At 57.5% G+C, this 24,784-nt stretch carries 26 protein-coding genes; 18 read left to right on the top strand and 8 right to left on the bottom strand.

Going from position 1 to position 24,784, the window contains the following annotated elements; translation table 11 throughout:
* From qseG to glnB, 3 genes are all read left to right on the top strand, one after another.
* Positions 1-738 carry a two-component system QseEF-associated lipoprotein QseG gene (gene qseG, locus ACEPLT_RS16815; protein ID WP_045335340.1) on the top strand — a complete coding sequence of 246 codons (738 nt, stop codon included), beginning with the start codon at positions 1-3 and terminating at the stop codon, positions 736-738.
* Positions 725-2,062 (top strand): two-component system response regulator GlrR, encoded by a 1,338-nt coding sequence (glrR, locus tag ACEPLT_RS16810; RefSeq protein ID WP_021241871.1) that lies wholly within the window; start codon positions 725-727, stop codon positions 2,060-2,062. The genes qseG and glrR overlap by 14 nt, the downstream gene beginning before the upstream one ends.
* A 65-nt stretch (positions 2,063-2,127) precedes the next feature.
* Entirely contained in the window at positions 2,128-2,466 is a 339-nt protein-coding gene (glnB, locus tag ACEPLT_RS16805) for a nitrogen regulatory protein P-II (protein ID WP_003860685.1), read from the top strand.
* Positions 2,467-2,539: 73 nt separating this feature from the next.
* On the opposite strand, the gene hmpA is transcribed toward glnB, so the two are convergent.
* Positions 2,540-3,730, bottom strand: coding sequence for an NO-inducible flavohemoprotein (hmpA, locus tag ACEPLT_RS16800; protein ID WP_023325880.1), 1,191 nt, complete (start codon positions 3,728-3,730; stop codon positions 2,540-2,542).
* Positions 3,731-4,034: 304 nt separating this feature from the next.
* On the opposite strand from hmpA, the gene glyA reads away from it, so the two are divergent.
* The gene (glyA, locus tag ACEPLT_RS16795) at positions 4,035-5,288 is read left to right on the top strand and encodes a serine hydroxymethyltransferase (protein ID WP_008502165.1); all 1,254 of its coding nucleotides are present in this window, start codon (positions 4,035-4,037) and stop codon (positions 5,286-5,288) included.
* Positions 5,289-5,342: 54 nt separating this feature from the next.
* On the opposite strand, the gene ACEPLT_RS16790 is transcribed toward glyA, so the two are convergent.
* Positions 5,343-5,765: a DoxX family protein gene (locus tag ACEPLT_RS16790; RefSeq protein WP_023615984.1), complete on the bottom strand. Its 423-nt coding sequence runs from the start codon at positions 5,763-5,765 to the stop codon at positions 5,343-5,345.
* 173 nt (positions 5,766-5,938) lie between these two features.
* On the opposite strand from ACEPLT_RS16790, the gene ACEPLT_RS16785 reads away from it, so the two are divergent.
* A complete protein-coding gene (locus ACEPLT_RS16785; protein ID WP_008502163.1) occupies positions 5,939-7,084 on the top strand; it encodes a 3-phenylpropionate MFS transporter in 1,146 nt (381 codons plus the stop codon).
* Here ACEPLT_RS16785 and csiE read toward each other — a convergent pair.
* The gene (csiE, locus tag ACEPLT_RS16780; protein WP_008502162.1) at positions 7,079-8,356 is read right to left on the bottom strand and encodes a stationary phase inducible protein CsiE; all 1,278 of its coding nucleotides are present in this window, start codon (positions 8,354-8,356) and stop codon (positions 7,079-7,081) included. The two genes, ACEPLT_RS16785 and csiE, sit on opposite strands and share 6 nt — an antisense overlap.
* A gap of 125 nt (positions 8,357-8,481) precedes the next feature.
* On the opposite strand from csiE, the gene ACEPLT_RS16775 reads away from it, so the two are divergent.
* Positions 8,482-9,120 (top strand): DUF1007 family protein, encoded by a 639-nt coding sequence (locus tag ACEPLT_RS16775; protein ID WP_126289470.1) that lies wholly within the window; start codon positions 8,482-8,484, stop codon positions 9,118-9,120.
* Positions 9,111-10,091, top strand: a complete 981-nt coding sequence (locus ACEPLT_RS16770; protein WP_232928984.1) for a nickel/cobalt transporter — start codon at positions 9,111-9,113, stop codon at positions 10,089-10,091. The genes ACEPLT_RS16775 and ACEPLT_RS16770 overlap by 10 nt, the downstream gene beginning before the upstream one ends.
* 59 nt (positions 10,092-10,150) lie before the next feature.
* Here the strand turns inward: ACEPLT_RS16770 and suhB are convergent, their stop codons facing one another.
* On the bottom strand, positions 10,151-10,954 hold the full coding sequence (suhB, locus tag ACEPLT_RS16765; RefSeq protein WP_003860668.1) for an inositol-1-monophosphatase: 804 nt from the start codon (positions 10,952-10,954) through the stop codon (positions 10,151-10,153).
* A 131-nt stretch (positions 10,955-11,085) separates the two neighbouring features.
* Here suhB and trmJ point away from each other — a divergent pair, with 131 nt between their 5' ends.
* The 11 genes from trmJ to sseB all read left to right on the top strand — a co-directional run bounded on the left by trmJ (position 11,086) and on the right by sseB (position 19,881).
* Complete coding sequence (gene trmJ, locus ACEPLT_RS16760; RefSeq protein WP_008502159.1) at positions 11,086-11,811, top strand: tRNA (cytosine(32)/uridine(32)-2'-O)-methyltransferase TrmJ; 726 nt, start codon at positions 11,086-11,088, stop codon at positions 11,809-11,811.
* Positions 11,812-12,042: 231 nt separating this feature from the next.
* On the top strand, positions 12,043-12,534 hold the full coding sequence (gene iscR, locus ACEPLT_RS16755; protein WP_008502158.1) for a Fe-S cluster assembly transcriptional regulator IscR: 492 nt from the start codon (positions 12,043-12,045) through the stop codon (positions 12,532-12,534).
* Positions 12,535-12,653: 119 nt separating this feature from the next.
* Entirely contained in the window at positions 12,654-13,868 is a 1,215-nt protein-coding gene (gene iscS, locus ACEPLT_RS16750) for a cysteine desulfurase (protein ID WP_008502157.1), read from the top strand.
* Between the two features lie 24 nt (positions 13,869-13,892).
* The gene (gene iscU / locus ACEPLT_RS16745; RefSeq protein ID WP_003860661.1) at positions 13,893-14,279 is read left to right on the top strand and encodes a Fe-S cluster assembly scaffold IscU; all 387 of its coding nucleotides are present in this window, start codon (positions 13,893-13,895) and stop codon (positions 14,277-14,279) included.
* Positions 14,280-14,292: 13 nt separating this feature from the next.
* Positions 14,293-14,616, top strand: coding sequence for an iron-sulfur cluster assembly protein IscA (gene iscA / locus ACEPLT_RS16740; RefSeq protein ID WP_008502156.1), 324 nt, complete (start codon positions 14,293-14,295; stop codon positions 14,614-14,616).
* A gap of 80 nt (positions 14,617-14,696) precedes the next feature.
* Positions 14,697-15,212 carry a co-chaperone HscB gene (gene hscB, locus ACEPLT_RS16735; protein ID WP_008502155.1) on the top strand — a complete coding sequence of 172 codons (516 nt, stop codon included), beginning with the start codon at positions 14,697-14,699 and terminating at the stop codon, positions 15,210-15,212.
* A 14-nt stretch (positions 15,213-15,226) separates the two neighbouring features.
* A complete protein-coding gene (hscA, locus tag ACEPLT_RS16730; RefSeq protein WP_232928986.1) occupies positions 15,227-17,077 on the top strand; it encodes a Fe-S protein assembly chaperone HscA in 1,851 nt (616 codons plus the stop codon).
* Position 17,078: 1 nt separating this feature from the next.
* On the top strand, positions 17,079-17,414 hold the full coding sequence (fdx, locus tag ACEPLT_RS16725) for an ISC system 2Fe-2S type ferredoxin (protein WP_003860652.1): 336 nt from the start codon (positions 17,079-17,081) through the stop codon (positions 17,412-17,414).
* Between the two features lies 1 nt (position 17,415).
* Positions 17,416-17,616, top strand: coding sequence for a Fe-S cluster assembly protein IscX (gene iscX / locus ACEPLT_RS16720; RefSeq protein ID WP_003860650.1), 201 nt, complete (start codon positions 17,416-17,418; stop codon positions 17,614-17,616).
* A gap of 60 nt (positions 17,617-17,676) precedes the next feature.
* Positions 17,677-18,963: an aminopeptidase PepB gene (gene pepB, locus ACEPLT_RS16715; protein WP_032675339.1), complete on the top strand. Its 1,287-nt coding sequence runs from the start codon at positions 17,677-17,679 to the stop codon at positions 18,961-18,963.
* A gap of 141 nt (positions 18,964-19,104) precedes the next feature.
* Complete coding sequence (gene sseB, locus ACEPLT_RS16710) at positions 19,105-19,881, top strand: enhanced serine sensitivity protein SseB (RefSeq protein ID WP_032648693.1); 777 nt, start codon at positions 19,105-19,107, stop codon at positions 19,879-19,881.
* Positions 19,882-19,898: 17 nt separating this feature from the next.
* Here sseB and ACEPLT_RS16705 read toward each other — a convergent pair whose 3' ends face one another.
* The 4 genes from ACEPLT_RS16705 to ACEPLT_RS16690 form a co-directional block, all read right to left on the bottom strand.
* Entirely contained in the window at positions 19,899-20,669 is a 771-nt protein-coding gene (locus ACEPLT_RS16705) for a MurR/RpiR family transcriptional regulator (RefSeq protein WP_232928988.1), read from the bottom strand.
* A complete protein-coding gene (gene sseA / locus ACEPLT_RS16700; protein WP_032675337.1) occupies positions 20,669-21,514 on the bottom strand; it encodes a 3-mercaptopyruvate sulfurtransferase in 846 nt (281 codons plus the stop codon). The genes ACEPLT_RS16705 and sseA overlap by 1 nt, the downstream gene beginning before the upstream one ends.
* A 90-nt stretch (positions 21,515-21,604) precedes the next feature.
* Positions 21,605-22,972, bottom strand: coding sequence for a 6-phospho-alpha-glucosidase (locus tag ACEPLT_RS16695; protein ID WP_045908553.1), 1,368 nt, complete (start codon positions 22,970-22,972; stop codon positions 21,605-21,607).
* 12 nt (positions 22,973-22,984) lie between these two features.
* A complete protein-coding gene (locus tag ACEPLT_RS16690; protein ID WP_248214103.1) occupies positions 22,985-24,529 on the bottom strand; it encodes a PTS transporter subunit EIIC in 1,545 nt (514 codons plus the stop codon).
* Positions 24,530-24,784: the final 255 nt, after the last annotated feature.

Raw genomic sequence — 24,784 nt, 5'->3', positions numbered from 1 at the left:
ATGAATCTATGTCTGGTGAGTATGTCACACGTCTTTTCCCGCGCCGTACGCGCGGTGTTTTCCCGCAGCACGCTTCGCCTGAGCCTGCCCTGTTTATTTCTGGCAGGGTGTGTTTCCCATGTGCCGCAAAGTGCGATTAGCGATAAACAAGAAGATAAATGGCCCGATAACCAGCTGGCTGATTTCCTCTCAACCCGCTGTGACGACATCTGGAACCTCTCAGGCCATGACGTCGAAAGTAACCCGCTGTTCTGGCTGCGCGGGATAGATTGCGCCCAGCGTCTGGCGCCGGTTGATGCCCGCGCGAAAGCGGCGATGCTGGATGATGATACCTGGCAGGACGCGTTCAAGCGTGGGATTTTGCTGGCGGATGCGAAAATCACTCCCGTCGAACGCCGCACCAACGTGACCCGACTGGACACGTTTGTGGTCAATCTTCCGGTACAGATCCGCCCGGTATACCAGCTCTGGCGCGAGGGACAGACGCTACAGCTTCAGCTTTCTGAAGAGCGCTCCCGCTACAGCAAGCTGCAACAGTCAACCGACAGCGAGCTGGATACGCTGCGTCAACAGCAGCAACATTTACGTACCCAGCTGGATACCACGACGCGCAAGCTGGAGAACCTGACCGATATCGAAAGACAGCTCTCGTCGCGTAAATATCAGCCGGGGAGTTCATCCGCTGCGCCGGACAGCGATACGCCGAAACAAGAGGATGTGAAGCATGACGAGCCGTAAACCAGCCCATCTCTTACTGGTGGATGACGATCCCGGGCTGTTAAAGCTGCTGGGAATGCGTCTGGTGAGTGAAGGCTACAGCGTCGTGACCGCGGAAAGCGGGCTGGAGGGGCTGAAAATTCTCAGCCGCGAGAAAATCGATCTGGTGATAAGCGACCTGCGGATGGATGAAATGGACGGCCTGCAGCTGTTCGCGGAAATCCAGAAGCAGCAGCCGGGTATGCCCGTGATTATCCTGACCGCGCACGGGTCGATCCCGGATGCGGTTGCCGCGACGCAGCAGGGGGTGTTCAGCTTCCTGACCAAGCCGGTGGACAAAGACGCACTGTATAAGGCTATCGACAGCGCGCTGGAACATGCCGCTCCGGCGGGGGATGAAGCCTGGCGGGAATCTATCGTCACGCGCAGCCCCGTGATGCTGCGCCTGCTGGAACAGGCGAGGATGGTGGCGCAGTCGGACGTCAGCGTGCTCATCAACGGCCAGAGCGGAACCGGGAAAGAGATCCTCGCGCAGGCAATTCATAACGCCAGCCCGCGCAGCAAGAACGCCTTTATTGCGATTAACTGTGGCGCGCTCCCGGAGCAGCTGCTTGAATCCGAACTGTTTGGTCATGCCCGCGGCGCATTCACCGGCGCGGTAAGCAGCCGTGAAGGGCTATTCCAGGCGGCGGAAGGCGGCACGCTGTTCCTGGACGAAATTGGCGACATGCCCGCGCCGCTGCAGGTCAAGCTGCTGCGCGTGCTGCAGGAGCGCAAAGTGCGCCCGCTGGGCAGCAACCGCGATATCGATATTAACGTGCGAATTATCTCCGCTACCCACCGCGATCTGCCAAAAGTGATGGCCCGCAACGAGTTCCGCGAAGATCTCTACTACCGCCTGAACGTGGTCAACCTGAAGATCCCGGCGCTGGCCGAACGTGCGGAAGACATCCCGCTGCTGGCGAACCATCTTTTGCGACAGGCGGCCGATCGCCATAAACCGTTCGTGCGCGCGTTTTCCACCGATGCGATGAAGCGGCTGATGGCCGCAAGCTGGCCGGGTAACGTCCGTCAGCTGGTCAACGTGATTGAGCAGTGCGTGGCGCTGACCTCCTCACCGGTCATCAGCGACGCGCTGGTGGAGCAGGCGCTGGAAGGGGAAAACACGGCGTTGCCGACGTTTGCCGAAGCGCGTAACCAGTTCGAGCTGAACTATCTGCGCAAGCTATTGCAGATCACCAAAGGCAACGTGACCCACGCGGCGCGCATGGCCGGACGCAACCGCACCGAGTTTTATAAACTGCTGTCACGCCATGAGCTGGAAGCAAACGATTTTAAAGAGTAATGCCGTATGGTACTGTGAGCAACCGATTACGAAGCAGCTTACAGGCAAGAGTTTAAGGACCCACCATGAAAAAGATTGATGCGATTATTAAACCTTTCAAACTGGATGATGTGCGTGAAGCGCTGGCGGAAGTCGGCATCACCGGGATGACCGTGACGGAAGTGAAAGGTTTTGGTCGTCAGAAAGGCCACACCGAGCTATACCGTGGCGCAGAGTACATGGTGGACTTTCTGCCGAAAGTGAAAATTGAAATCGTGGTCAGCGACGATATCGTCGATACCTGTGTGGACACCATTATCCGCACGGCGCAGACCGGCAAGATTGGCGATGGTAAAATCTTCGTCTTTGACGTGGCGCGCGTGATCCGTATCCGTACCGGCGAAGAAGACGACGCCGCGATTTAAACATTTTCCAGGCCGGGTAAGGCGCAGCCGCCACCCGACGAAAAAAAGCCCCTCAAACGAGGGGCTTTTTGCATTACAGCACCTTATGCGGCCCGAAACATTCGTAATGAATGTTGTCTTTGTTCACGCCCAGCTCAACCAGCTGCTTCGCGGCATACTGCATAAACGCCACCGGTCCACAGACGTAGAACTGCATCTCCGGTGCACTGAACGCACCTTCATGCTGGCGTAAATCCATCAACCCTTCGCTGTCAAATTGCGCGGCAGCGCGATCCGCTTCCGTCGGCAGACGATACCAGGTATGCGCGGTGAAACGCGGCAGGGAGGCTCCGAGCGTTTTCACCTCATCCGCAAAGGCGTGCACGTCGCCGTTTTCGGCGGCATGGAACCAGTTAACCTGCGCACCGTGGTGTGATTTTGCCAGCGTATCGAGCATCGCCAGCATTGGCGTCTGGCCGACACCCGCAGAGATCAGCGTGACCGGGGTATTTGCTTCAACGGCCATGAAGAAGTCGCCCGCTGGCGCGGCCAGATTGACCACGTCGCCCACGTTAGCTTCGTTGTGCAGCCAGTTGGAAACCTGACCGCCGTCCTCACGCTTCACCGCAATGCGGTAGGCTTTGCCGTTTGGCTTGCGGGTAAGAGAATACTGGCGGATCTCCTGATGCGGGAAACCTTCAGGCTTCAGCCACACGCCCAGATACTGTCCTGGCTGGTAATCGGCCACCGGTTTACCGTCCACCGGCTCAAACTCGAAGCTGGTGATTAACGCGCTGCGCGGCGTTTTCTCAACGATGCGGAATGCGCGGGTGCCTTCCCAGCCGCCGTTCTTGCTGGCGTTTTCGCTGTAAATCTGTGCTTCACGGTTGATAAACACGTTTGCCAGCACCCCGTAGGCTTTACCCCACGCGTCCAGCACCTCCTGACCCGGGCTGAACATTTCGTCCAGCGTCGCCAGCAGGTGAGTGCCGACGATGTTGTACTGCTCGGGTTGGATCTGGAAGCTGGTATGTTTCTGCGCGATTTTTTCCACCGCGGGCAGCAGCGTAGCCAGGTTTTCAATATTGCTGGCGTAAGCCGCGATGGCGTTGAACAGCGCTTCACGCTGATCGCCGTTACGCTGGTTGCTCATGTTGAAAATCTCTTTGAGCTCCGGGTTGTGCGTGAACATGCGATCGTAGAAATGGGCGGTGAGTTTAGGGCCGGTTTCCACCAGCAGGGGAATAGTGGCTTTTACGGTAGCGATGGTTTGAGCGTCGAGCATGAGCGCGTCCTTCTGATGTTATTTAAATGATGTATTTTAAATGCATCTTATAAAAAATACCCCTGCGTTGTAAATGGTTCTTTGCAAGATGAAAAATATGCATCACAAACCTGAAAAGAAATCCGCTGGAAAGGGCGAGCGCTTTATTCCTCAAACCCTTGCGTGGCGGGTAGGAAAACGTTTGCGTAAAATCGTTTGTCAAGACCTGTTATCACAGAACTAATCAGTTATACTGTTGCCCGTCGTCCAACAGGACTGCCTTTTCAGGCCAAAATTTACTTGTTAGCTGAGTCAGGAGATGCGGATGTTAAAGCGTGAAATGAACATTGCCGATTATGATGCCGAACTGTGGCAGGCTATGGAGCAGGAAAAAGTACGTCAGGAAGAGCACATCGAACTGATCGCCTCCGAGAACTACACCAGCCCGCGCGTGATGCAGGCGCAGGGTTCTCAGCTGACCAACAAATACGCTGAAGGTTACCCGGGCAAACGCTATTACGGCGGTTGCGAGTACGTTGATATCGTTGAGCAGTTGGCTATCGATCGTGCGAAAGAACTTTTTGGCGCTGACTATGCAAACGTCCAGCCGCACTCTGGCTCCCAGGCTAACTTCGCGGTCTACACCGCGCTGCTGCAGCCGGGCGATACCGTTCTGGGTATGAACCTGGCGCAGGGCGGCCACCTGACTCACGGCTCCCCGGTTAACTTCTCCGGCAAACTGTACAACATCATCCCTTACGGTATTGATGAGTCCGGTAAAATTGACTACGAAGACATGGCGAAGCAGGCTAAAGAGCACAAGCCGAAGATGATCATCGGTGGCTTCTCTGCTTACTCCGGTATCGTTGACTGGGCAAAAATGCGTGAAATCGCTGACAGCATCGGTGCGTACCTGTTCGTCGACATGGCGCACGTTGCCGGTCTGATTGCCGCTGGCGTTTACCCTAACCCGGTTCCGCATGCGCACGTTGTGACCACCACCACCCACAAAACCCTGGCGGGTCCACGCGGTGGCCTGATCCTGGCGAAGGGCGGTGACGAAGAGCTGTACAAAAAACTGAACTCCGCGGTGTTCCCAAGCGCGCAGGGCGGCCCGCTGATGCACGTTATCGCGGCAAAAGCGGTCGCGCTGAAAGAAGCGATGGAGCCAGAGTTCAAGGTTTACCAGCAGCAGGTTGCTAAGAACGCCAAAGCGATGGTGGAAGTGTTCCTGAACCGTGGCTACAAAGTGGTATCCGGCGGGACTGAAAACCACCTGTTCCTGCTGGATCTGGTTGATAAGAACCTGACCGGTAAAGAAGCTGACGCTGCCCTGGGCCGCGCCAACATCACCGTGAACAAAAACAGCGTGCCAAACGATCCGAAGAGCCCGTTCGTGACCTCCGGTATCCGTATCGGTTCTCCGGCCGTGACTCGCCGCGGCTTCAAAGAAGCGGAAGTGAAAGAGCTGGCTGGCTGGATGTGTGACGTTCTGGACAACATCAATGACGAAGCGGTTATCGAGCGCGTTAAGGGTAAAGTTCTGGATATCTGCGCGCGCTTCCCGGTATACGCATAATTCCTCTGCCCTGCAGAAATAAAAAAGGCCGCGCATGCGGCCTTTTTTTATGGCTTAACGCCGGTCAAGGGAGATGGCGCCTGGCCCCACAATCGCCAGCAAAATAAAGGCGCCAGCAATACTGACGTTTTTGTAGAAGTTAATCATATTCGGTACGACTGCATCACCGGTCATATCCCAGTAGTGGTGACCGATAATCGCCGTGCCCAGCGTATAGAAGACAAAGAGAACCGCGAGAGGACGGGTGAAAAAGCCCAGTACGATCAGAATAGCGGCAGGCACTTCCATCACCACCGCAATAATGGCCGCGAGCATGGGCATCGGCGTACCCAGCGAGGTCATATATTGTACGGTACCGCTAAACCCCGTCAGTTTCGGGTAACCAAAGATAATAAACAGCACGACAAGCGCGATGCGGCCAATGAGCAGCAGCAGATGACGCGACTGACCAAAATCGAGATAACGTAGTGAGTTCATGGCAGAAATACCTCTGCAAGTGGAGTAATTTAAACGTAATACACATTTTCATTCCCTGCCATAAGCCAGACGACTGCACAAGATGTTAATTTTTCGTTAATTTATAGCAGGCTATCTACTTGCTTAATTTTTATATTCTCGCCAGACTATGGCCTCGATTTCGGGAGGGATTCATGGTCTTGCATTCCACGCGCTGGCTGGCGCTCAGTTATTTCACCTATTTCTTTAGCTACGGCATTTTTCTGCCTTTCTGGAGCGTCTGGCTTAAGGGTATCGGCCTCACGCCCGAGACCATCGGCGTCCTGCTGGGGGCCGGGCTGGTGGCGCGTTTCCTCGGCAGCCTGCTGATCGCCCCGCGCGTCAGCGATCCCTCCTTACTGATCAAGGCTGTACGCATTCTGGCTCTGCTGACCCTGGTCTTTGTGGCCTGTTTCTGGGTCAGCCACCAGTTTGCCTGGCTGATGGTGGTGATGGTCGGCTTTAACCTGTTCTTCTCACCGCTGGTGCCGCTGACGGATGCCCTGGCGAACACCTGGCAGAAACAGATCACCATGGACTACGGTCGCGTGCGCCTGTGGGGCTCTATCGCCTTTGTGATTGGCTCGGCGCTGGTGGGCAAACTGGTCAGCCTTTACGATTACCGCGCCATTCTTGCCCTGCTGAGCATCGGTATTGCCTCAATGCTGCTGGGTATGTTGCTGCGACCGTCGGTGATGCCGCAGGGGGAAAGCCGCCATCAGGAGAGCGCAGGCTGGCCCGCCTGGCGGAGTCTGGTCGCACAGAGCTGGCGTTTTCTGGCGTGCGTATGCCTCCTTCAGGGGGCACATGCGGCGTACTACGGTTTCAGCGCCATCTACTGGCAGGGGGCAGGATATTCCGCTTCCGCCGTGGGCTATCTGTGGTCGCTGGGCGTGGTGGCCGAAGTCATTATCTTTGCCCTGAGCAAAAAACTGTTCCGTCGCTTTGGCGCGCGTGACCTGCTGCTGCTTTCCGCCGTGTGCGGCGTGGCGCGCTGGGGGATTATGGGCTGGACGACCGATCTGCCGTGGCTGATTGTGGCGCAAATTCTTCACTGCGGCACCTTTACCGTGTGCCATCTGGCGGCCATGCGCTATATCGCTGCGCGCGAGGGCGGGGACGTGATTCGCCTGCAGGCCGTCTATTCGGCAGTGGCAATGGGGGGCAGTATCGCGATCATGACGGTGTTTGCGGGGTTCCTCTATCAGCATCTGGGGCACGGCGTCTTCTGGGTGATGGCGCTCGTTGCCTTGCCCGCCATTGTTGTTCGACCTAAAGTGGCCGCCCGCGCGTCGCTATGATTCCAGCATGGCGCGAATATGTTCTTGCTGCTGCGCGTTCAGTGTCTCAACGGCATGGATCAGCGGCGGCGAGAACAGCGGCAGGGCCGTCGGGTAGGGGGTGATAACCAGCGCGGCTTCGCGCGGCGCCCCCTCTTTCTGAAAGGCCTGCAGCGTCAGGTAGCGTATGTTGAGCGGCAGCAGCGTCAGCTCGCGAAGCTGCTGTTCGATCTGCTCCTCACTGGCTTTATCGTCTCCCGTCAGCAGGATCACCTGTTTTTCATGCAGATCGGTCTCCTGCATCAGCCAGGCACCGAAAATTACCGCCACCAGGCTCATCTCTTCGTCGGAAAAACGCAGCCCGAATTCTGCCTCCAGCTCAAACAGCGCCTCTTTCGTGGTGCGTAACAGCCGGGGATAAAGGCGATGGATCTCCTCCGGCAGGCTGTTGTCGATGCCGATCTCAAACAGCGAACGGTCCAGCGCCTGAGCCAGATGGATATACAGCTGATCGGTCAGCCCCTGCTCATCGCTGAAGTTCATTCCGGTCTGCGAGCGAAAACGGGCCACCATGCGCACGATGGCCCGGCGTAGACGCTGATCCTGCTGGTGCTTATCGAGCACCGGATCGGGCGTGCGGAGCATCATAAACAGCAGCGCCAGAAACAGCTGTTCATCCACGTGCGCGCCCTGTGGCACGCGCCGCTTCCAGTGGCGGACAATCTCCTGCGCCGTAAAATACTCTCCCCGCGACTGGGTCCAGCTGCGCTGGGCATGCGAAAACTGCGGCGTATTCCCGAGCTGGTGCTGAATAAGACAATATTGCAGATAGAGCTGTAAAAACTGCACATCGCGGCATTCAAACTGGCGCTGCAGCTTGCGTGAGCAGAAGCCGATCAGCGCCCGCAGGTTCGCATCGTCGTAAAGCGGGCGCGCGATGCCGAGTTGTTTAAGCGCGGTTTTTAATGCGGGGGTAAACTGGTGCGAGACAAACTGCGGACAAAGCCGCAGCGCCCGGCGCAGCCAGTGCAGCAGGCATAAACGCTGATTCAGGGCTGTGCCTTCAATCCGGTAGCAGCCGTCGTGGTGCGTGACGATATCCAGCCGGTGATAGCGCTGGATTTCATCGCGCGTCTCGGCTATATCTTGCCGTGCCATCGCGTCGTCCACGCCGTTGGCAGCGATTATGCTCTGTGCGGTGACGGCAGCATCGGGCAGGTAAAGCATCAAAAGCACCTGGCAGCGGCGCTGCGAACTGGAAAGCACAGATGGAATTTCAAGCGTCGTCATCATCTGTCGGGTATCCAGTGTGAATGTTTGATAAGAATAGCTAAAGGATGAGCGCTGAAAAGCGCGCCGGCAGGCCTTTCACTCAGGATTGCAGGGGAACATCACAGAATTTTTGACGTGAGGAATTGATGCAAACAGTTAAACAAAGTGCGATGGCGTTATTTTTGGCGGTTATCACCTTCACCGCCAGCGCCCACCCTCACAGTTTTATTGGCCTCCAGACCGAGCTGGTCACCGACGGCACGCAGCTGAGCGGCCTGAAAATGCGCTGGACGATGGACGAAATCACCTCGGCTGACCTGCTCTATGATGCGGGAAACGCGAAGCCCGGCGACGACATCTGGAAAAAGCTGGCGGCGGAAGTAATGGCCAACGTGCTCGGCCAGCACTACTTCACCGAATTCTGGCATAACGGACAAAAGGTCAAATTTCAGAACCGTCCAACGGAATACGGGATGATGCGTGACGGGCATCAGGCGGTGCTGACGTTCGTGCTTCCGCTGGCGCATCCTCAGCCGCTGGCCGGGCAAACGTACCGCTTTTCCACTTTTGACCCTACCTACTATGTCGACATGCGCTATGACAAAGACAGCGACGTACGGCTGCCGGACGCGCTGCAAAAAAGCTGCAAAATTGGCGTACACACCCCGAAACCCAGCGAAGAGACGCTGAACTTTGCGATCTCGCTGGATAAAGCAGATGCCCCGCCTGAGGACATGGAGCTGGGTAAACAGTTCGCGCAGGAGGTGACGTTACAATGTCAGTGATCTCCTCTCCAGTTCGGAAGTCTCGCCGCTGGCTACACCTCTGGCCGCTGGCGCTCTTTTTGCTGTTCGCGGTTTGTGGGGCGCTGTGGCTGTGGCAGGCCTGGCCGCAGGTGATGATGAAAAGCATTATCTGGCAGCGTGAGGTCAACCAGCAGATGAGCGGACTGCTGAAGGCGGTGGCCGAGAACCCGGCCAAAGCGGGCGGCTCGCTGCTGGCGTTCAGTTTTGTCTATGGCGTTCTGCACGCGCTGGGGCCGGGGCACGGCAAAGTCGTCATCACCACCTGGCTTGCCACCCATCCGTCTAAGCTGAAATCGAGCATCGGCCTGACGCTGGCCTCTTCGCTGCTTCAGGGCGGCGTGGCGATTGCGCTGGTCGTGGTGGTGCTTTCGCTGTTACAGCTTCCGGCGCGCCAGCTGCACATGAGCAGCTTCTGGCTGGAGAAGGGCAGCTATGCGCTGGTGGGCGTGCTGGGGCTGATCCTCTGCTGGCGGGCGCTGAAAAAACTGCGCGCGCTGCTGAAAAAGCCCACGTTCAAATCCTTTACGCCGCACCACGTTCATGATGAACACTGCGGCTGCGGTCATCAGCATCTGCCCACGCAGGAACAATTACAGAACGGCGACGACTGGCGCGCCCGGCTGATGATTATTCTCTCGATGGGGATGCGCCCGTGCTCGGGTGCCATTATGGTGCTGCTGTTCAGTAAGGTCATCGGCGTGTTCGGCTGGGGCATGCTGTCCGCGCTGTCGATGGCGGCTGGAACCTCTCTCACCATTTCGTCTTTAGCGCTGCTGGTTCACAGCTTCCGTCAGCTGGCGGTCAAACTCAGCGGCAGTAAAACGCCGGTGCTGTGGCGACAGATAGGGTGGACAACGCTTGCGCTGGCGGGGGGAGTGATTCTGCTGGTGGCGGCGGTGACGATGTGGATGAGCGCGGTGCCGGTGGGAAGGGGATTGCGGCCTTTCTAGCGTACTGAGGGATTTTGTAGGCCCGGTAAGCGTAGCGCCACCGGGCTTAACAAACTGGATTAACGCTTCAGCGCATCGCTCAGTTCATCACGCATGTTGGCCAGCATGGCTTTAACAACGCGTGGGTTACCCGCAACAATGTTGCCGGTAGACATATAGTTATGGCCGCCGGTGAAGTCGCAAACAATGGCGCCTGCTTCACGCGCGATCAGCTCGCCCGCTGCAAAATCCCATGGCTTCAGTGAGAGTTCGAAGTAACCGTCAACGCGGCCGGTGGCAACGTAGGCCAGATCCAGCGCAGCAGAACCGGTGCGACGGAAGTCGGCGCATTCGGTGAACAGTTTGCCGAGGATATTCATATAGGTGGTCGCGTGCTGTTTCGCCTTGAACGGGAAACCGGTCGCCAGGATGGTGCCGTCCAGATCGCGTGCGTTGCTGCAGCGCAGACGGTAGCCGTTCAGCTGTGCGCCCTGACCGCGGGTCGCGGTGAACAGTTCGTTACGCATTGGATCGTACACAACGGCGACTTCAGTACGGCCTTTAATGCGTACGGCGATAGACACAGAGAAGTGTGGCAGGCGTTTGACGAAGTTGGTGGTGCCATCCAGTGGATCGATAACCCATTGAACATCCTGATCGGTACCTTCATGTTCACCGCTTTCTTCGGTGATGATGGTGTGCTGTGGGTAAGATTTGCGGATCGTTTCGATAATAATCGCTTCTGCGGCTTTATCGACGTTCGTCACGAAATCATTGCTGCCTTTCTGGCTGGTTTCTACGGAGTCTGGCGTTTCGTAGTGTTTGGCAATTACATTACCCGCCTTGCGCGCTGCGCGCACGGCGATGGTCAGCATCGGATGCATCGGTCTCTCTCACTGGATGTTAAAGAACAGGAAAATCGGCGCAGAGTATAGCAGCGGGATCGGATTATGTCTCCCGTTTATGATAATATGCCCGAATATTCTTCAGACACTGAATCCAGACATTAAAAATTATGCTGCAAAACATTCGAATCGTGCTGGTCGAAACATCGCACACCGGCAACATGGGCTCCGTTGCCCGCGCTATGAAAACCATGGGCTTAACGAACCTGTGGCTGGTTAACCCGCTGGTGAAGCCAGACTCGCAGGCCATCGCCCTGGCGGCCGGAGCCAGCGACGTGATCGGCAACGCCCAGATCGTCGATACCCTTGACGAAGCGCTGGCCGGCTGCAGCCTCGTTGTCGGTACCAGCGCGCGTTCGCGCACGCTGCCGTGGCCAATGCTCGATCCGCGTGAATGCGGCCTGAAAAGTGTCTCTGAGGCTGAACAAGCACCGGTTGCGCTGGTGTTCGGCCGCGAGCGCGTTGGCCTGACCAACGACGAGCTGCAGAAGTGTCATTATCACGTGGCGATTGCGGCAAACCCGGAGTACAGCTCGCTGAACCTGGCGATGGCGGTGCAGGTTATCGCCTATGAAGTGCGTATGGCGTGGCTGGCAACGCAGGAAAAAGAGGTTGAGCCTAAAGAAGAGACGGCTTACCCGCTGGTGGACGACCTTGAGCGTTTCTACGGTCACCTGGAGCAGACGCTGCTCTCGACCGGCTTTATCCGCGAAGGCCACCCGGGTCAGGTGATGAACAAGCTGCGCCGTCTGTTCACCCGCGCGCGTCCGGAAAGCCAGGAGCTGAACATCCTGCGCGGGATCCTGGCGTCGATTGAGCAGAAAAATAAAGAGTAGTGTCGTCTGTTCGCCGGGTGGCGCTTCGCTTATCCGGCCTACAAAACCGCTGGTCGGGTAAGCGAAGCGCCACCCGACAAAAAACGGCACAGAAGGTTAAATACCTGACTAAAACAGTCAAGTAAATAGTTGACCATTTTAGTCAGGAATGTCAGACTTGGCCCTGCTATGCAATACCCCATTTTACAATAAAAAACCCCGGGCAGGGGCGAGTTTGAGGTTAAGTAAGACATGAGACTGACATCTAAAGGGCGTTATGCCGTGACCGCGATGCTGGACGTTGCGCTCAACTCCGAAGCGGGCCCGGTTCCGTTGGCTGATATTTCTGAACGACAAGGGATCTCCCTCTCTTATCTGGAACAGCTGTTCTCCAGACTGCGTAAAAATGGACTGGTTTCCAGCGTTCGTGGCCCAGGCGGCGGTTATCTGCTGGGTAAAGACGCGGGCAGTATTGCAGTTGGCGAAGTGATCAGCGCCGTTGACGAATCCGTTGACGCGACCCGTTGCCAGGGTAAAGGCGGCTGCCAGGGCGGCGATAAATGCCTGACCCACGCGCTGTGGCGCGATCTGAGCGACCGTCTGACCGGCTTCCTGAACAACATCACCCTCGGGGAGCTGGTGAATAACCAGGAAGTTCTGGATGTTTCGGGCCGTCAGCACAGCCATGATTCCCAACGCAGCACCCGCGCGCAGGACGCTATCGACGTCAAATTACGCGCGTAATAAAACGATAAGTATTTCAGAATCAGGCCGGGGCGTAGACTCGCCCCGTGTACTCGGTCGTACATCCAGCCGGTTGCCTGATTCCTTGCATTGAAGCGATGTACGGAGTTTAAAGAGCAATGAAATTACCGATTTATCTCGATTACTCCGCAACCACGCCGGTGGACCCGCGTGTTGCCGAGAAAATGATGCAGTGTCTGACCCTGGACGGAAACTTTGGTAACCCAGCTTCCCGTTCACACCGTTTTGGCTGGCATGCTGAAGAGGCGGTTGATATCGCCCGTAATCAGATTGCTGACCTGGTGGGTGCCGACCCGCGTGAGATTGTTTTCACCTCCGGTGCGACCGAATCCGACAACCTGGCGATCAAAGGTGCAGCCAACTTTTATCAGAAAAAAGGCAAGCACATTATCACCAGCAAAACCGAACACAAAGCCGTGCTGGACACCTGCCGCCAGCTGGAGCGTGAAGGGTACGAAGTCACCTATCTGGCGCCACAGAGCAACGGCATTATCGATCTGAAAGAGCTCGAAGCGGCCATGCGTGATGACACCATTCTGGTCTCCATCATGCACGTCAACAACGAAATCGGCGTGGTACAAGACATCGCGACCATCGGCGAAATGTGCCGCGCGCGCGGTATCATCTACCACGTGGACGCGACCCAGAGCGTGGGCAAACTGCCTATCGACCTGAGCCAGCTGAAAGTTGACCTGATGTCCTTCTCCGGCCACAAAATCTATGGCCCGAAAGGCATCGGCGCGCTGTACGTTCGTCGTAAACCGCGTATCCGCATCGAAGCACAGATGCACGGCGGTGGTCACGAGCGCGGCATGCGTTCCGGTACGCTGCCTGTTCACCAGATCGTGGGCATGGGCGAAGCCTACCGCATTGCAAAAGAAGAGATGGAAACCGAGATGGCACGCCTGCGCACGCTGCGTAACCGTCTGTGGGACGGCGTGAAAGATATGGAAGAAGTGTATCTGAACGGCGATCTCGAGCAGGGCGCACCGAACATCCTCAACGTCAGCTTCAACTATGTTGAAGGCGAGTCGTTGATCATGGCGCTGAAAGACCTGGCGGTTTCTTCCGGTTCTGCCTGTACGTCTGCAAGCCTTGAGCCATCCTACGTGCTGCGCGCGCTGGGTATGACTGACGAGCTGGCACACAGCTCTATCCGTTTCTCTTTAGGTCGTTTCACTACCGAAGAAGAGATTGACTACACCATCAAGCTGGTTCGCAACTCTATTGGCCGTCTGCGCGACCTTTCTCCACTGTGGGAAATGTTCAAGCAGGGCGTGGATCTGAACAGCATTGAATGGTCACATCACTAATCGGTACATAAGGAGAATTCAATCATGGCATACAGCGAAAAAGTCATCGATCATTACGAAAACCCGCGCAACGTTGGCTCTTTTGACAACAGCGACGAATCTGTTGGTAGCGGCATGGTCGGTGCGCCAGCGTGTGGCGACGTAATGAAGTTGCAGATTAAAGTCAACAATGAAGGTATCATTGAAGACGCGCGCTTCAAGACCTACGGCTGCGGTTCTGCTATCGCGTCCAGCTCCCTCGTCACCGAATGGGTGAAGGGCAAGTCTCTGGACGAAGCACAGGCAATCAAGAACACGGATATTGCTGAAGAACTCGAACTGCCACCGGTGAAAATTCACTGCTCAATTCTGGCAGAAGACGCGATCAAAGCCGCCATTGCGGATTACAAAAGCAAACGTGAAGCAAAATAATTGAGGTTTGAGTATGTCGATTACCCTTAGCGACAGCGCTGCCGCGCGAGTAAGCTCTTTTCTGGCGAACCGTGGTAAAGGCTTTGGCCTGCGACTGGGCGTACGTACCTCCGGCTGTTCTGGTATGGCTTACGTACTGGAGTTTGTTGACGAGCCGGCGTCTGACGACATCGTGTTTGAAGACAAGGGCGTGAAGGTGGTGGTCGATGGCAAAAGCCTGCAATTCCTCAACGGCACTCAGCTGGACTTCGTCAAAGAAGGCCTGAACGAAGGGTTCAAATTTACGAACCCGAACGTCAAAGACGAGTGTGGTTGCGGCGAAAGCTTCCACGTTTAACCGCGCGTCATCCGAAACCCCACCGTGGCGTTACCCGCTACGCGTGGGGTTTGTTCTAACAGGCTACCCCTGAGATTGTTATGGATTACTTCACTCTCTTCGGACTACCCGCTCAATACCCGATCGATCTCCAGGCGCTGACGATCCGTTTTCAGGATCTGCAGCGTCAGTACCATCCGGACAAATTCGCGAGCGGTACTCAGGCAGAGCAGCTGGCTGCGGTGTCGCAATCCGCGACCATCAACCAGGCCTGGCAGACGTTGCGCCATCCGCTGGCGCGCGCTGAGTATCTGCTCTCGCTCCACGGTTTTGATCTGGCGAGCGAACAGCACACCGTGCGCGACACGGCGTTTCTGATGGAGCAGCTGGAGCTGCGCGAAGAGCTGGATGAGATTGAACAGGCCAAAGACGAAGCGCGTCTGGAAAGCTTCATCACGCGCGTGAAGGGCATGTTCGATACCCGCCATCAGCAGATGGTGGAGCAACTGAACAACGAGACCTGGGACGTGGCGGCAGACACTGTGCGCAAACTCCGTTTTCTCGATAAACTGCGAAGCAGTGCTGAACAACTCGAAGAAAAGCTGCTCGATTTTTAATTTCGGAAGCAATTATGGCCTTATTACAAATTAGTGAGCCTGGCTTAAGTGCCGCACCGCACCAGCGTCGTCTGGCGGTGGGTATTGATCTGGGCACCACCAATTCCCTCGTGGCGACCGTGCGCAGCGGCCAGGCGGAAACGCTGGCTGATGAGCAGGGGCGCCATCTGCTGCCTTCCGTGGTCCACTACCAGCAGCAGGGTCACGCGGTAGGCTATGACGCCCGCGCTAACGCCGCGCGCGATCCGGCGAATACCATCAGCTCCGTCAAGCGCATGATGGGCCGCTCGCTGGCCGATATTCAGACCCGCTACCCGCATCTGCCGTATCAGCTGCAGGCCAGTGAAAACGGCCTGCCGATGATTGCGACCGCGGCCGGTCTGCTGAACCCGATTCGTGTTTCTGCTGACATCCTCAAAGCGCTGGCGGAGCGTGCCACGGCCACGCTCGGCGGCGATCTGGACGGCGTGGTGATCACCGTTCCTGCCTACTTTGATGATGCACAGCGTCAGGGCACCAAAGACGCCGCGCGTCTGGCGGGCCTGCACGTGCTGCGTCTGCTGAACGAACCGACGGCGGCGGCGATTGCCTACGGCCTCGATTCCGGTCAGGAAGGGGTGATCGCGGTTTACGATCTCGGCGGCGGGACATTTGATATCTCTATCCTTCGCCTGAGCCGCGGGGTATTTGAAGTGCTGGCGACCGGCGGGGATTCCGCGCTGGGAGGTGATGACTTCGACCATCTGCTGGCGGACTACATCCGCGAGCAGGCGGGCATCAGCGATCGCAGCGATGCGCGCGTACAGCGTGAACTGCTGGATGCGGCCATCGACGCCAAAATCGCCCTGAGCGATGCGCAGACGGTTACCGTCAATGTTGCGGGCTGGCAGGGTGATATCACCCGCGATCAGTTCAGCGATCTGATTGCCCCGCTGGTTAAACGCACCCTGCTGGCTTGCCGTCGCGCATTGAAAGATGCGGGCGTTGAGGCGAACGAGGTGCTGGAAGTGGTCATGGTGGGCGGTTCGACCCGCGTGCCGCTGGTGCGCGAGCGCGTGGGCGAATTCTTTGGCCGCACGCCGCTGACCTCCATCGACCCGGACAAAGTGGTTGCCGTAGGTGCCGCGATCCAGGCCGATATTCTGGTCGGCAACAAGCCGGACAGCGAAATGCTGCTGCTGGACGTCATCCCGCTGTCGCTGGGCTTAGAAACCATGGGCGGCCTGGTGGAGAAAGTGATCCCGCGTAACACTACCATTCCGGTGGCGCGCGCGCAGGAGTTCACCACCTTTAAAGACGGCCAGACCGCGATGTCCATCCACGTGATGCAGGGCGAACGCGAGCTGGTGCAGGACTGCCGTTCTCTGGCGCGCTTTGCGCTGCGCGGAATTCCGGCGATGCCTGCGGGCGGGGCGCATATTCGCGTCACCTTCCAGGTGGATGCCGACGGCCTGCTGAGCGTCACGGCGATGGAAAAATCCACCGGCGTGGAATCGTCCATTCAGGTGAAGCCGTCCTACGGCCTGACCGATGGCGAAATCGCCTCTATGATTCAGGACTCAATGAGCTACGCCGAGCAGGATGTGAAGGCGCGTATGCTGGCGGAACAAAAAGTGGAAGCCGCACGCGTGCTGGAGAGCCTGAACGGCGCGCTCGCTGCCGACGCCGCGCTGTTAAGCGCCGCTGAGCGTCAGGTGATTGACGACGCTGCCGCGCGCTTAAGCGCCGTGGCCGAAGGTAATGACGCTGACGCAATAGAAGAAGCCATTAAAAACGTTGATAAACAAACCCAGGACTTTGCTGCTCGCCGCATGGACAAATCTGTCCGCGTCGCGCTGAAAGGCCAGTCCGTGGACGAGGTTTAATATGCCAAAGATTGTAATTTTGCCTCATGCGGACCTCTGTCCGGATGGCGCTGTTCTGGAAGCGAAGACCGGTGAAACCATTCTCGATGTTGCCCTGCGTGCAGGTATCGAAGTGGAACACGCCTGTGAAAAATCCTGTGCCTGCACCACCTGCCACTGCATCGTGCGTGAAGGTTTTGACTCTCTCGCCGAGAGCACCGAAGACGAAGACGACATGCTGGATAAAGCATGGGGTCTGGAGCCAGACAGCCGCTTAAGCTGCCAGGCTGCGGTGACCGATGAAGATCTGGTCGTGGAGTTCCCACGCTACACCATCAACCACGCACGCGAGCATTAATATGGGACTGAAGTGGACAGACAGCCGTGAAATCGGCGAAGCGCTCTACGACGCGAACCCGGATCTCGATCCGAAGACCGTACGATTCACCGATATGCATCAGTGGATCTGCGATCTGGAAGATTTCGACGACGATCCAAACGCATCCAATGAAAAAATTCTGGAGGCGATTCTGTTAGTCTGGTTAGATGAAGCAGAATAAATAACAAAACGGGCTGCCTTCAGGCGGCCCGTTTGCTAGTTGCTAATAAGGAAAAATAAAATGACCGAAGCGATGAAGATTACGCTCTCTACGCAGCCCGCTGACGCGCGCTGGGGCGAGAAAGCCAGCTACAGCATCAACAACGACGGTATTACCCTGCACCTGACGGGCAACGATGATTTGGGCCTGATCCAGCGCGCCGCGCGTAAAATTGACGGTCTGGGCATTAAGCATGTCTCGCTGGAAGGCGAAGGCTGGGACACCGACCGCAGCTGGGCGTTCTGGGCGGGTTACAAAGGGCCGAAAGGCACCCGCAAAATTGAGTGGGCGAACCTCGACGAAGCCGGTCAGAAAGAGCTGGAAAGCCGTCTGCAAATCATCGACTGGGTACGCGACACCATTAACGCTCCGGCGGAAGAGTTAGGCCCTGAGCAGCTGGCGCAGCGCGCCGTTGACCTGCTGTGCGGCGTGGCGGGCGACAAGATGTCCTACCGCATCACCAAGGGTGAAGACCTGCGCGAGCAGAACTACATGGGTATCCACACCGTGGGCCGTGGTTCTGAGCGTCCACCGGTGCTGCTGGCGCTGGACTACAACCCAACCGGCGATAAAGACGCCTCTGTCTTTGCCTGCCTGGTAGGTAAAGGTATCACCTTCGACACCGGCGGCTACAGCCTGAAGCAGAGCGCGTTCATGGACTCCATGAAGTCCGACATGGGCGGCGCGGCCACCATCACCGGTGCGCTGGCGTTTGCCATCACCCGCGGTCTGAAAAAGCGCGTGAAGCTGTACCTGTGCTGCGCGGACAACATGGTCAGCGGTAACGCCTTCAAGCTGGGCGACATCATTCGCTACCGTAACGGCAAAAACGTTGAGGTGATGAACACTGACGCCGAAGGCCGTCTGGTGCTGGCCGATGGCCTGATCGACGCGTCTGCCCAGAAGCCTGAGCTGATCATCGACATGGCGACTCTGACCGGTGCGGCGAAAACCGCGCTGGGTAACGACTATCACGCGCTGTTCAGCTTTGACGACAAGCTGGCCGCACGCCTGCTGGCCAGCGCTACGGCGGAAAACGAACCGTTCTGGCGTCTGCCGCTGGCCGAGTTCCACCGTAGCCAGCTGCCGTCCAACTTTGCCGAACTGAACAATACCGCCAGCGCGGCGTACCCGGCGGGGGCAAGCACCGCAGCAGGCTTCCTGTCTCACTTTGTTGAGAACTACCATGAAGGCTGGTTGCACATTGACTGCTCCGCAACGTACCGCAAAGCGGCGGTTGAGCAGTGGTCCGCGGGCGCGACCGGTCTGGGCGTGCGTACCGTAGCGAACCTGCTGACGGCTGAGTAATCTTTTTAGCCGGGTGGCGCTACGCTTACGCGCGCCTTCGGAGTCATCATATTGCCCGGCGGCGCTGCGCTTGCACGGACCTACGGTTTTGTAGGCCGGGTAAGCGAAGCGCCACCCGGCGTTTTTTGAAGTAGCCAAACTATGTCAGATACCAAAAACGAATTAGAGACTCTGCTGGAACAGGCGGCGACCGAGCCCGCCCACCGTCCGGCATTTTTCCGCACGCTGCTGGAGTCCACCGTCTGGGTACCAGGTACCGCCGCGGAAGGTGAGCAGGTCGTGGAAGACAGCGCGCTGGATCTGCTGCACTGGGAGAAAGACGACGGCACGTCGGTGATCCCGTTCTTCACCTCGCTGGAAGCGCTGCAGGAAGCGGTTGAAGACGAACAGGCGTTCGTGGTGATGCCGGTGCGTACCCTGTTTGAAATGACGCTCGGCCAGACGCTGTTCCTCAACGCCAAGTTGCCGACCGGGAAAGAGTTTACGCCGCGTGAAATCAGCCACCTGATTGGCGAAGAGGGCAACCCGCTCAGCACGCAGGAAGTGCTGGAAGGGGGCGAAACGCTGCTGCTGTCTGAAGTGGCCGAGCCGCCCGCGCAGATGATTGATTCTCTGACGACGTTGTTCAAAACGCTCAAGCCCGTCAGGCGCGCGTTTCTCTGCTCCATCAAAGAGCGCGCGGACGAAAAGCCGGTGCTGTTGATCGGTATTGAAGCCGATGGCGATTTCGACGAGATCGTTCAGGCGGCGGGCAGCGTGGCGACCGACACGCTACCGGGCGATGAACCAATTGATATCTGTCAGGTGAAAAACGGTGAGAAGGGCATCAGCCACTTTATTACCGAGCACATCACGCCGTTCTATGAGCGTCGCTGGGGCGGGTTCCTGCGCGATCTCAAAACCAACCGCATCATCTGATTTCAGCGGGGTGAATATCACCCCGTTGCTTCCAGCAGCAGTAAATCCATCAGCAGCACCAGATTCGACTCAAACGACGTCACCCCTGCGGCTTCGGCGGCGTAGTGTACCGCTTCGTCATAGAGCGCAAAGTGCACGTCGGCCATCTCCGCCAGCGTGTTGGCCGAGGCGCGGGTAAACGCGACGATGGTCATGCCGACATTTTTGGCTATCCGTGCTTTATCCAGCACCTGTTCCGTTTCGCCGCTGCGCGAGACGGCAATAAACACCTGATAGCGGGCGGCATTGCTGAGAAAAATGTTCCGGCTGTCGCCCGGTCCGGAGATAAACGCCGTTTTGCCCAGCACCTGCAGCTTCTTGGTCAGGTACTCCGCAAACAGATAAGAGAACCCGGCCCCGTAGAGAAAGAAACTCTCTTTCTGGCGCAGCAGGTTAGCAAACTGTTGGCGTTTGTCCTGGGTGACCCACTGAAAGGTGTGCTGATAGTTGGCGATAAACTGATTAAACAGCGCCGGGAGCTCAGGGGGCGATTGCCCCTGAACGGCAATGTGCGGCGTGTCGGTGAGCAACTGCTTGCAGTGCCAGATAAACTCGCTAAAGCCGCTGAACTCCAGCTTCTGGCACAGCCGCATAATGGTGGCGGTAGAAACGAACGTCGCCTGTGCCAGCTCGCGAACCGTAATATTGCCCACCAGGAGCGGATGCTCCGTGAGGTGGGCGAGGACGCGATACTCCGCGCGGGTCAATGACGCTCCGCGCGTTAACAGCGTGGCCAGGCGGTTATCCATTATTTCGCGGGTTCGACAGGCAGATCGTCTCGCGCACCCCATTCGCTCCAGGCGCCGTCGTAGAGCGTGACGTCGCTTACGCCGAGCGTGGCGAGCGCCAGAATGACCACGCAGGCCGTTACGCCGGAACCGCAGCTGGCAATCACTGGACGATGTAAATCAACCCCTGCCCGGTCAAAAATGGCGCGCAGTTCGTCGGTAGTTTTCAGCTCGCCCTCAAATACCAGATCGCCCCACGGCACGTTCAGCGCGCCCGGAATATGCCCGCGCTTCAGCCCCGGACGCGGTTCATCCGCTTCGGCATTGAAGCGAGGAGCAGGGCGGGCATCGACGATTTGCGCCGTTTTTTCATGGCTCACGACCAGCACGTCGGTCAGGCGTTTTACCACGTGGGTGTCAAAGGTCGCGTCGAATTCACCTTCCGGCAGCGTGACATCACCCTGCTGAAGCGGCAGCTCGTCGCGCTTCCAGCCCGCCAGCCCGCCGGCAAGAATCGAGACTTTTTCCACGCCGAAGTTTTTCAGCATCCACCACGCACGCGGCGCGGAGAAGAGGTTACCTTCATCATAGACAACGAGGTGTTTGTCTTTGCTGATGCCCAGCTCGCGCATCGCCACGGAAAACGCTTCCGGGCGCGGCAGCATGTGCGGCAGGGGAGAGGTGTGATCGGAGAGGGCTTCAATATCAAAAAATACCGCACCCGGCAGATGCCCGGCACGGTATTCACCGGGCACGTCACGATGCTCTTGTCCCGGAGGGGCCATACGCGCGTCGATAATCTGAACTTCCGGATCGTCGCCGTGCTCAATCAGCCAGTCGGCAGCGACAAAATATGAGGTGGACATGGGTTGCCTCCATTCTTTTCCGTAAAAAAGGATTGTCGGTGTTTTTTCTGACACCGACAAGCAAACCACGTTCAACTCGCGAGCAAGCCCCTATTTTTTCACCGGTTCGCCGTCCTGCCAGGCTTTTTGCAGCGCTGGCCAGTAGTCGCGGTTGGCCTCAATCATCTCATCCAGAATGGCTTTTGCATGTTCCATGGTCGGCACGGTGCGGTTGAGGGTAAACGCCTGCAAGGCTTTCTCATAGCTGCCTTCGATAGTCGCCTCCACCAGCAGCTGTTCAGATGCGAGCTGCTGTTGCAAAAGCGTCTGATGGAACAGCGGCACCTGACCAATACGGATCGGTTCTGGGCCCTCGGAGGTGATATAAGCGGGAACTTCCACCACCGCATCGTACGGCAAATTGGTAATCGCCCCGCGGTTTTCCACCATCACCAGATGGCGGCTTCGCAGGTTAAAGGCCAGCGAGCAGGCCACATCGACGATAAACTCGCCGTGGACGCCCACGTGGAAGGCATCCGGTAAAATTCCGGTGCGTTGATATTCTTCGGCGGCGGCGAACAGCTTTTTCTCGCGCCCGTCCATCACTTCGTTGGCGCGGGTATAGTCCGGGTTCTGGTGCGCCACAATCTGGTTCGGCATCAGGTAATACTGCAGATACGGGTTCGGCAGATACTCGGGGAAATTGTCCATGATCGGCTTGATGTTGCGCCAGGTTTTCACCCAGGAGGGGTCGGAATGCTGCGGATCGGTTTTAGCCGCATCTTCCGTCAGCAGGCCAAACTTCGCGATATGCTTACGCAGCGCCGGGAGCTTGTCTTCGCCGTCCACCAGCACGCGGGTAAACCAGCCGAAGTGGTTCAGGCCGAAGTAGTCCACTTCCAGCTTGCGGCGATCGACACCCAGAATCGCCCCCATATTGCGCATGGCGGCCACCGGCATATCGCAGATGTTCAGCACCCGCGCATTTGGCCGCAGACGGCGCACGCCCTCCGCGACGATCGCCGCCGGGTTGGAGTAGTTCACGATCCAGGCTTTTTCATGCGCGTAGCGATCGACCAGATCGATAAGCTCCACCATCGGCAGGATTGTGCGCAGGCCGTAGGCCAGCCCGCCGGGGCCGCACGTTTCCTGGCCCACCACGCCGTGACGCAGCGGGATCTTCTCATCCTGCTCGCGCATTTTGTACTGGCCGACGCGCATCTGGGCGAAGACAAAATGCGCGCCGCTGAAGGCCACTTCCGGGTCGCTGGTGACGGTAAATTTGATGTGCTGACTGTGGTCGCGAATGACCTTCTCGACGACCGGCGCAATGGTGTTCTGACGCGCCTCGTCGATATCGTACAGGCGAATTTCGGCCAGCGGGAAATCCTGCAGGCGCACCATCAGGCTTTTCACAATGCCCGGCGTGTAGGTGCTGCCGCCGCCGGCAATCGACAGAATGAATGGGGGTGTAAACATCTTTAGCTCCTTTCAGAGAAACGTCTCAACGGCTTCTCGCATTTTTTTGACATGCAGCCCGTAGACCACCTGAACGTTGTTACCTTGTTTGATAATCCCTTTCGCGCCGGTCGCCTTCAGACGCGGCTCGTCGATAATGGCGACGTCCTTTACCGTGACGCGTAAGCGGGTGTAGCAGTTGTCCACCACTTCAATATTTTCCCGGCCGCCCAGCCCCACCACGATGGACTTGCCCAGACCGTCGTTATTGCCCTTCGCCTGGTACTCCTGCTTGCTGTAGAGGCGCGTCTCCTGGTCCTCATCTTCACGGCCCGGCGTTTTCATGTTGAAGCGCAGGATCAGGAAGCGGAACACCACGAAGTAGAGGGCGAACATGATCAGCCCGACCAGGATGTACATCGGCCAGTTGGACTTGGCCGTGCCGAGCGGCAGGTTGTAGAGGATGAAGTCGATAATCCCGTTGGCGCCGATGGCGTGAACGCCCAGCAGGGAGAACAGCATCATGCCGATGCCGGTCAGCACCGCGTGCACCACGAACAGTAGCGGGGCGACGAACAGGAAGGAGAATTCAATCGGCTCGGTGACGCCGACCAGCAGCGAGGTCAGCGCCGCCGGGATCAGAATCGCTTTCGCCGCCGCTTTACGCTCTGGCCTGGCGGTCATATACATCGCCAGCGCCGCGGCGGGCAGGCCAAACATCTTGCTGATGCCGCGGGCGTCCCACACCACCGTGCTGCTGAGCTGCTTCACCTGCGGGCAGGCCATTTCGGCGAAGTAGATATTGCGCGCGCCCTGATAGACCGTGCCGCAGACCTCCTGCGTGCCCCCGAGTTCGGTATAGAGGAATGGGGTATAGACCAGATGGTGAAGGCCAGTGGGGACCAGAATGCGTTCCAGGAAGCCGTAGATGGCCACGCCAAATGGTCCGGAGCCTTTGATGGCCAGCGCCAGGGCGCTAATGCCGTGCTGGGCAAACGGCCACAGTTCGCTCATCACCACGCCGAGCAGCATGGAGACGGGAAGCATTACAATGGCGACAAAACAGTGGCCGGAGTAAATCGCCATCGCACCGTTAAACTGTACGCCGGAATATTTATTGTACAGGTATCCCGACAGCGCCCCGGTCAGGATCCCGGCGAAAACGCCCATCTCCAGCACCTGGACGCCCAGCACCATGGTCTGCCCGGCCGCCTTCATTTCGGCTGCAGGCGCCAGCGCGCCCTGCAGCTGCAGCGTGACGTTCATGGCGTTGATGAATACGACAAAGGTGACCAGCCCAATCAGCGCCGCATAGCCTTTATCGCGCGTCGCCAGACCAATCGGAATACCAACGGCAAACACTAGCGCCAGGTTCACCAGCACCGACACGGCCGATTTCGCGATAAGCTGACCAAGATGCTGAATCAGCGAATGGCCAAGGAAGGGCAGGTATTCAGCGAGATTACCGTTACCCAGCACGTTACCAAAGGCGATAAACAGACCGACGATCGGTAAGATAAGCACCGGTCCGTACAATGATTTTCCGAAATTTTGTAGGGCGTTCACGGCTCGTTTCATGGCTTTCTCTCTTATTGAACCGCGCACTCGGGGTGCGTCATGGTTATAAAACTAGCAGCCTTCAGGGACGCTTATCCAGCTATCCTCTTGTTTTAAAAACAAATGACGTGAAAGGTAACATGTGACGTTTGGGGCTGTGATCGCGGTTCCATCACGGCGTAGCGGCGTGTTGCCATTCTGCGAGGCGCTTTCCAGATTCTAAAATTGGACTTTTTGAATTAATGAAACTTGCGGATAATACTTATCCGGACGACG

Source organism: Enterobacter sp. fkY84-1 (assembly GCF_052974705.1).
The sequence above is the reverse complement of the archived record's forward strand: the minus strand, read 5'-3'. Positions and strand labels throughout refer to the sequence as shown.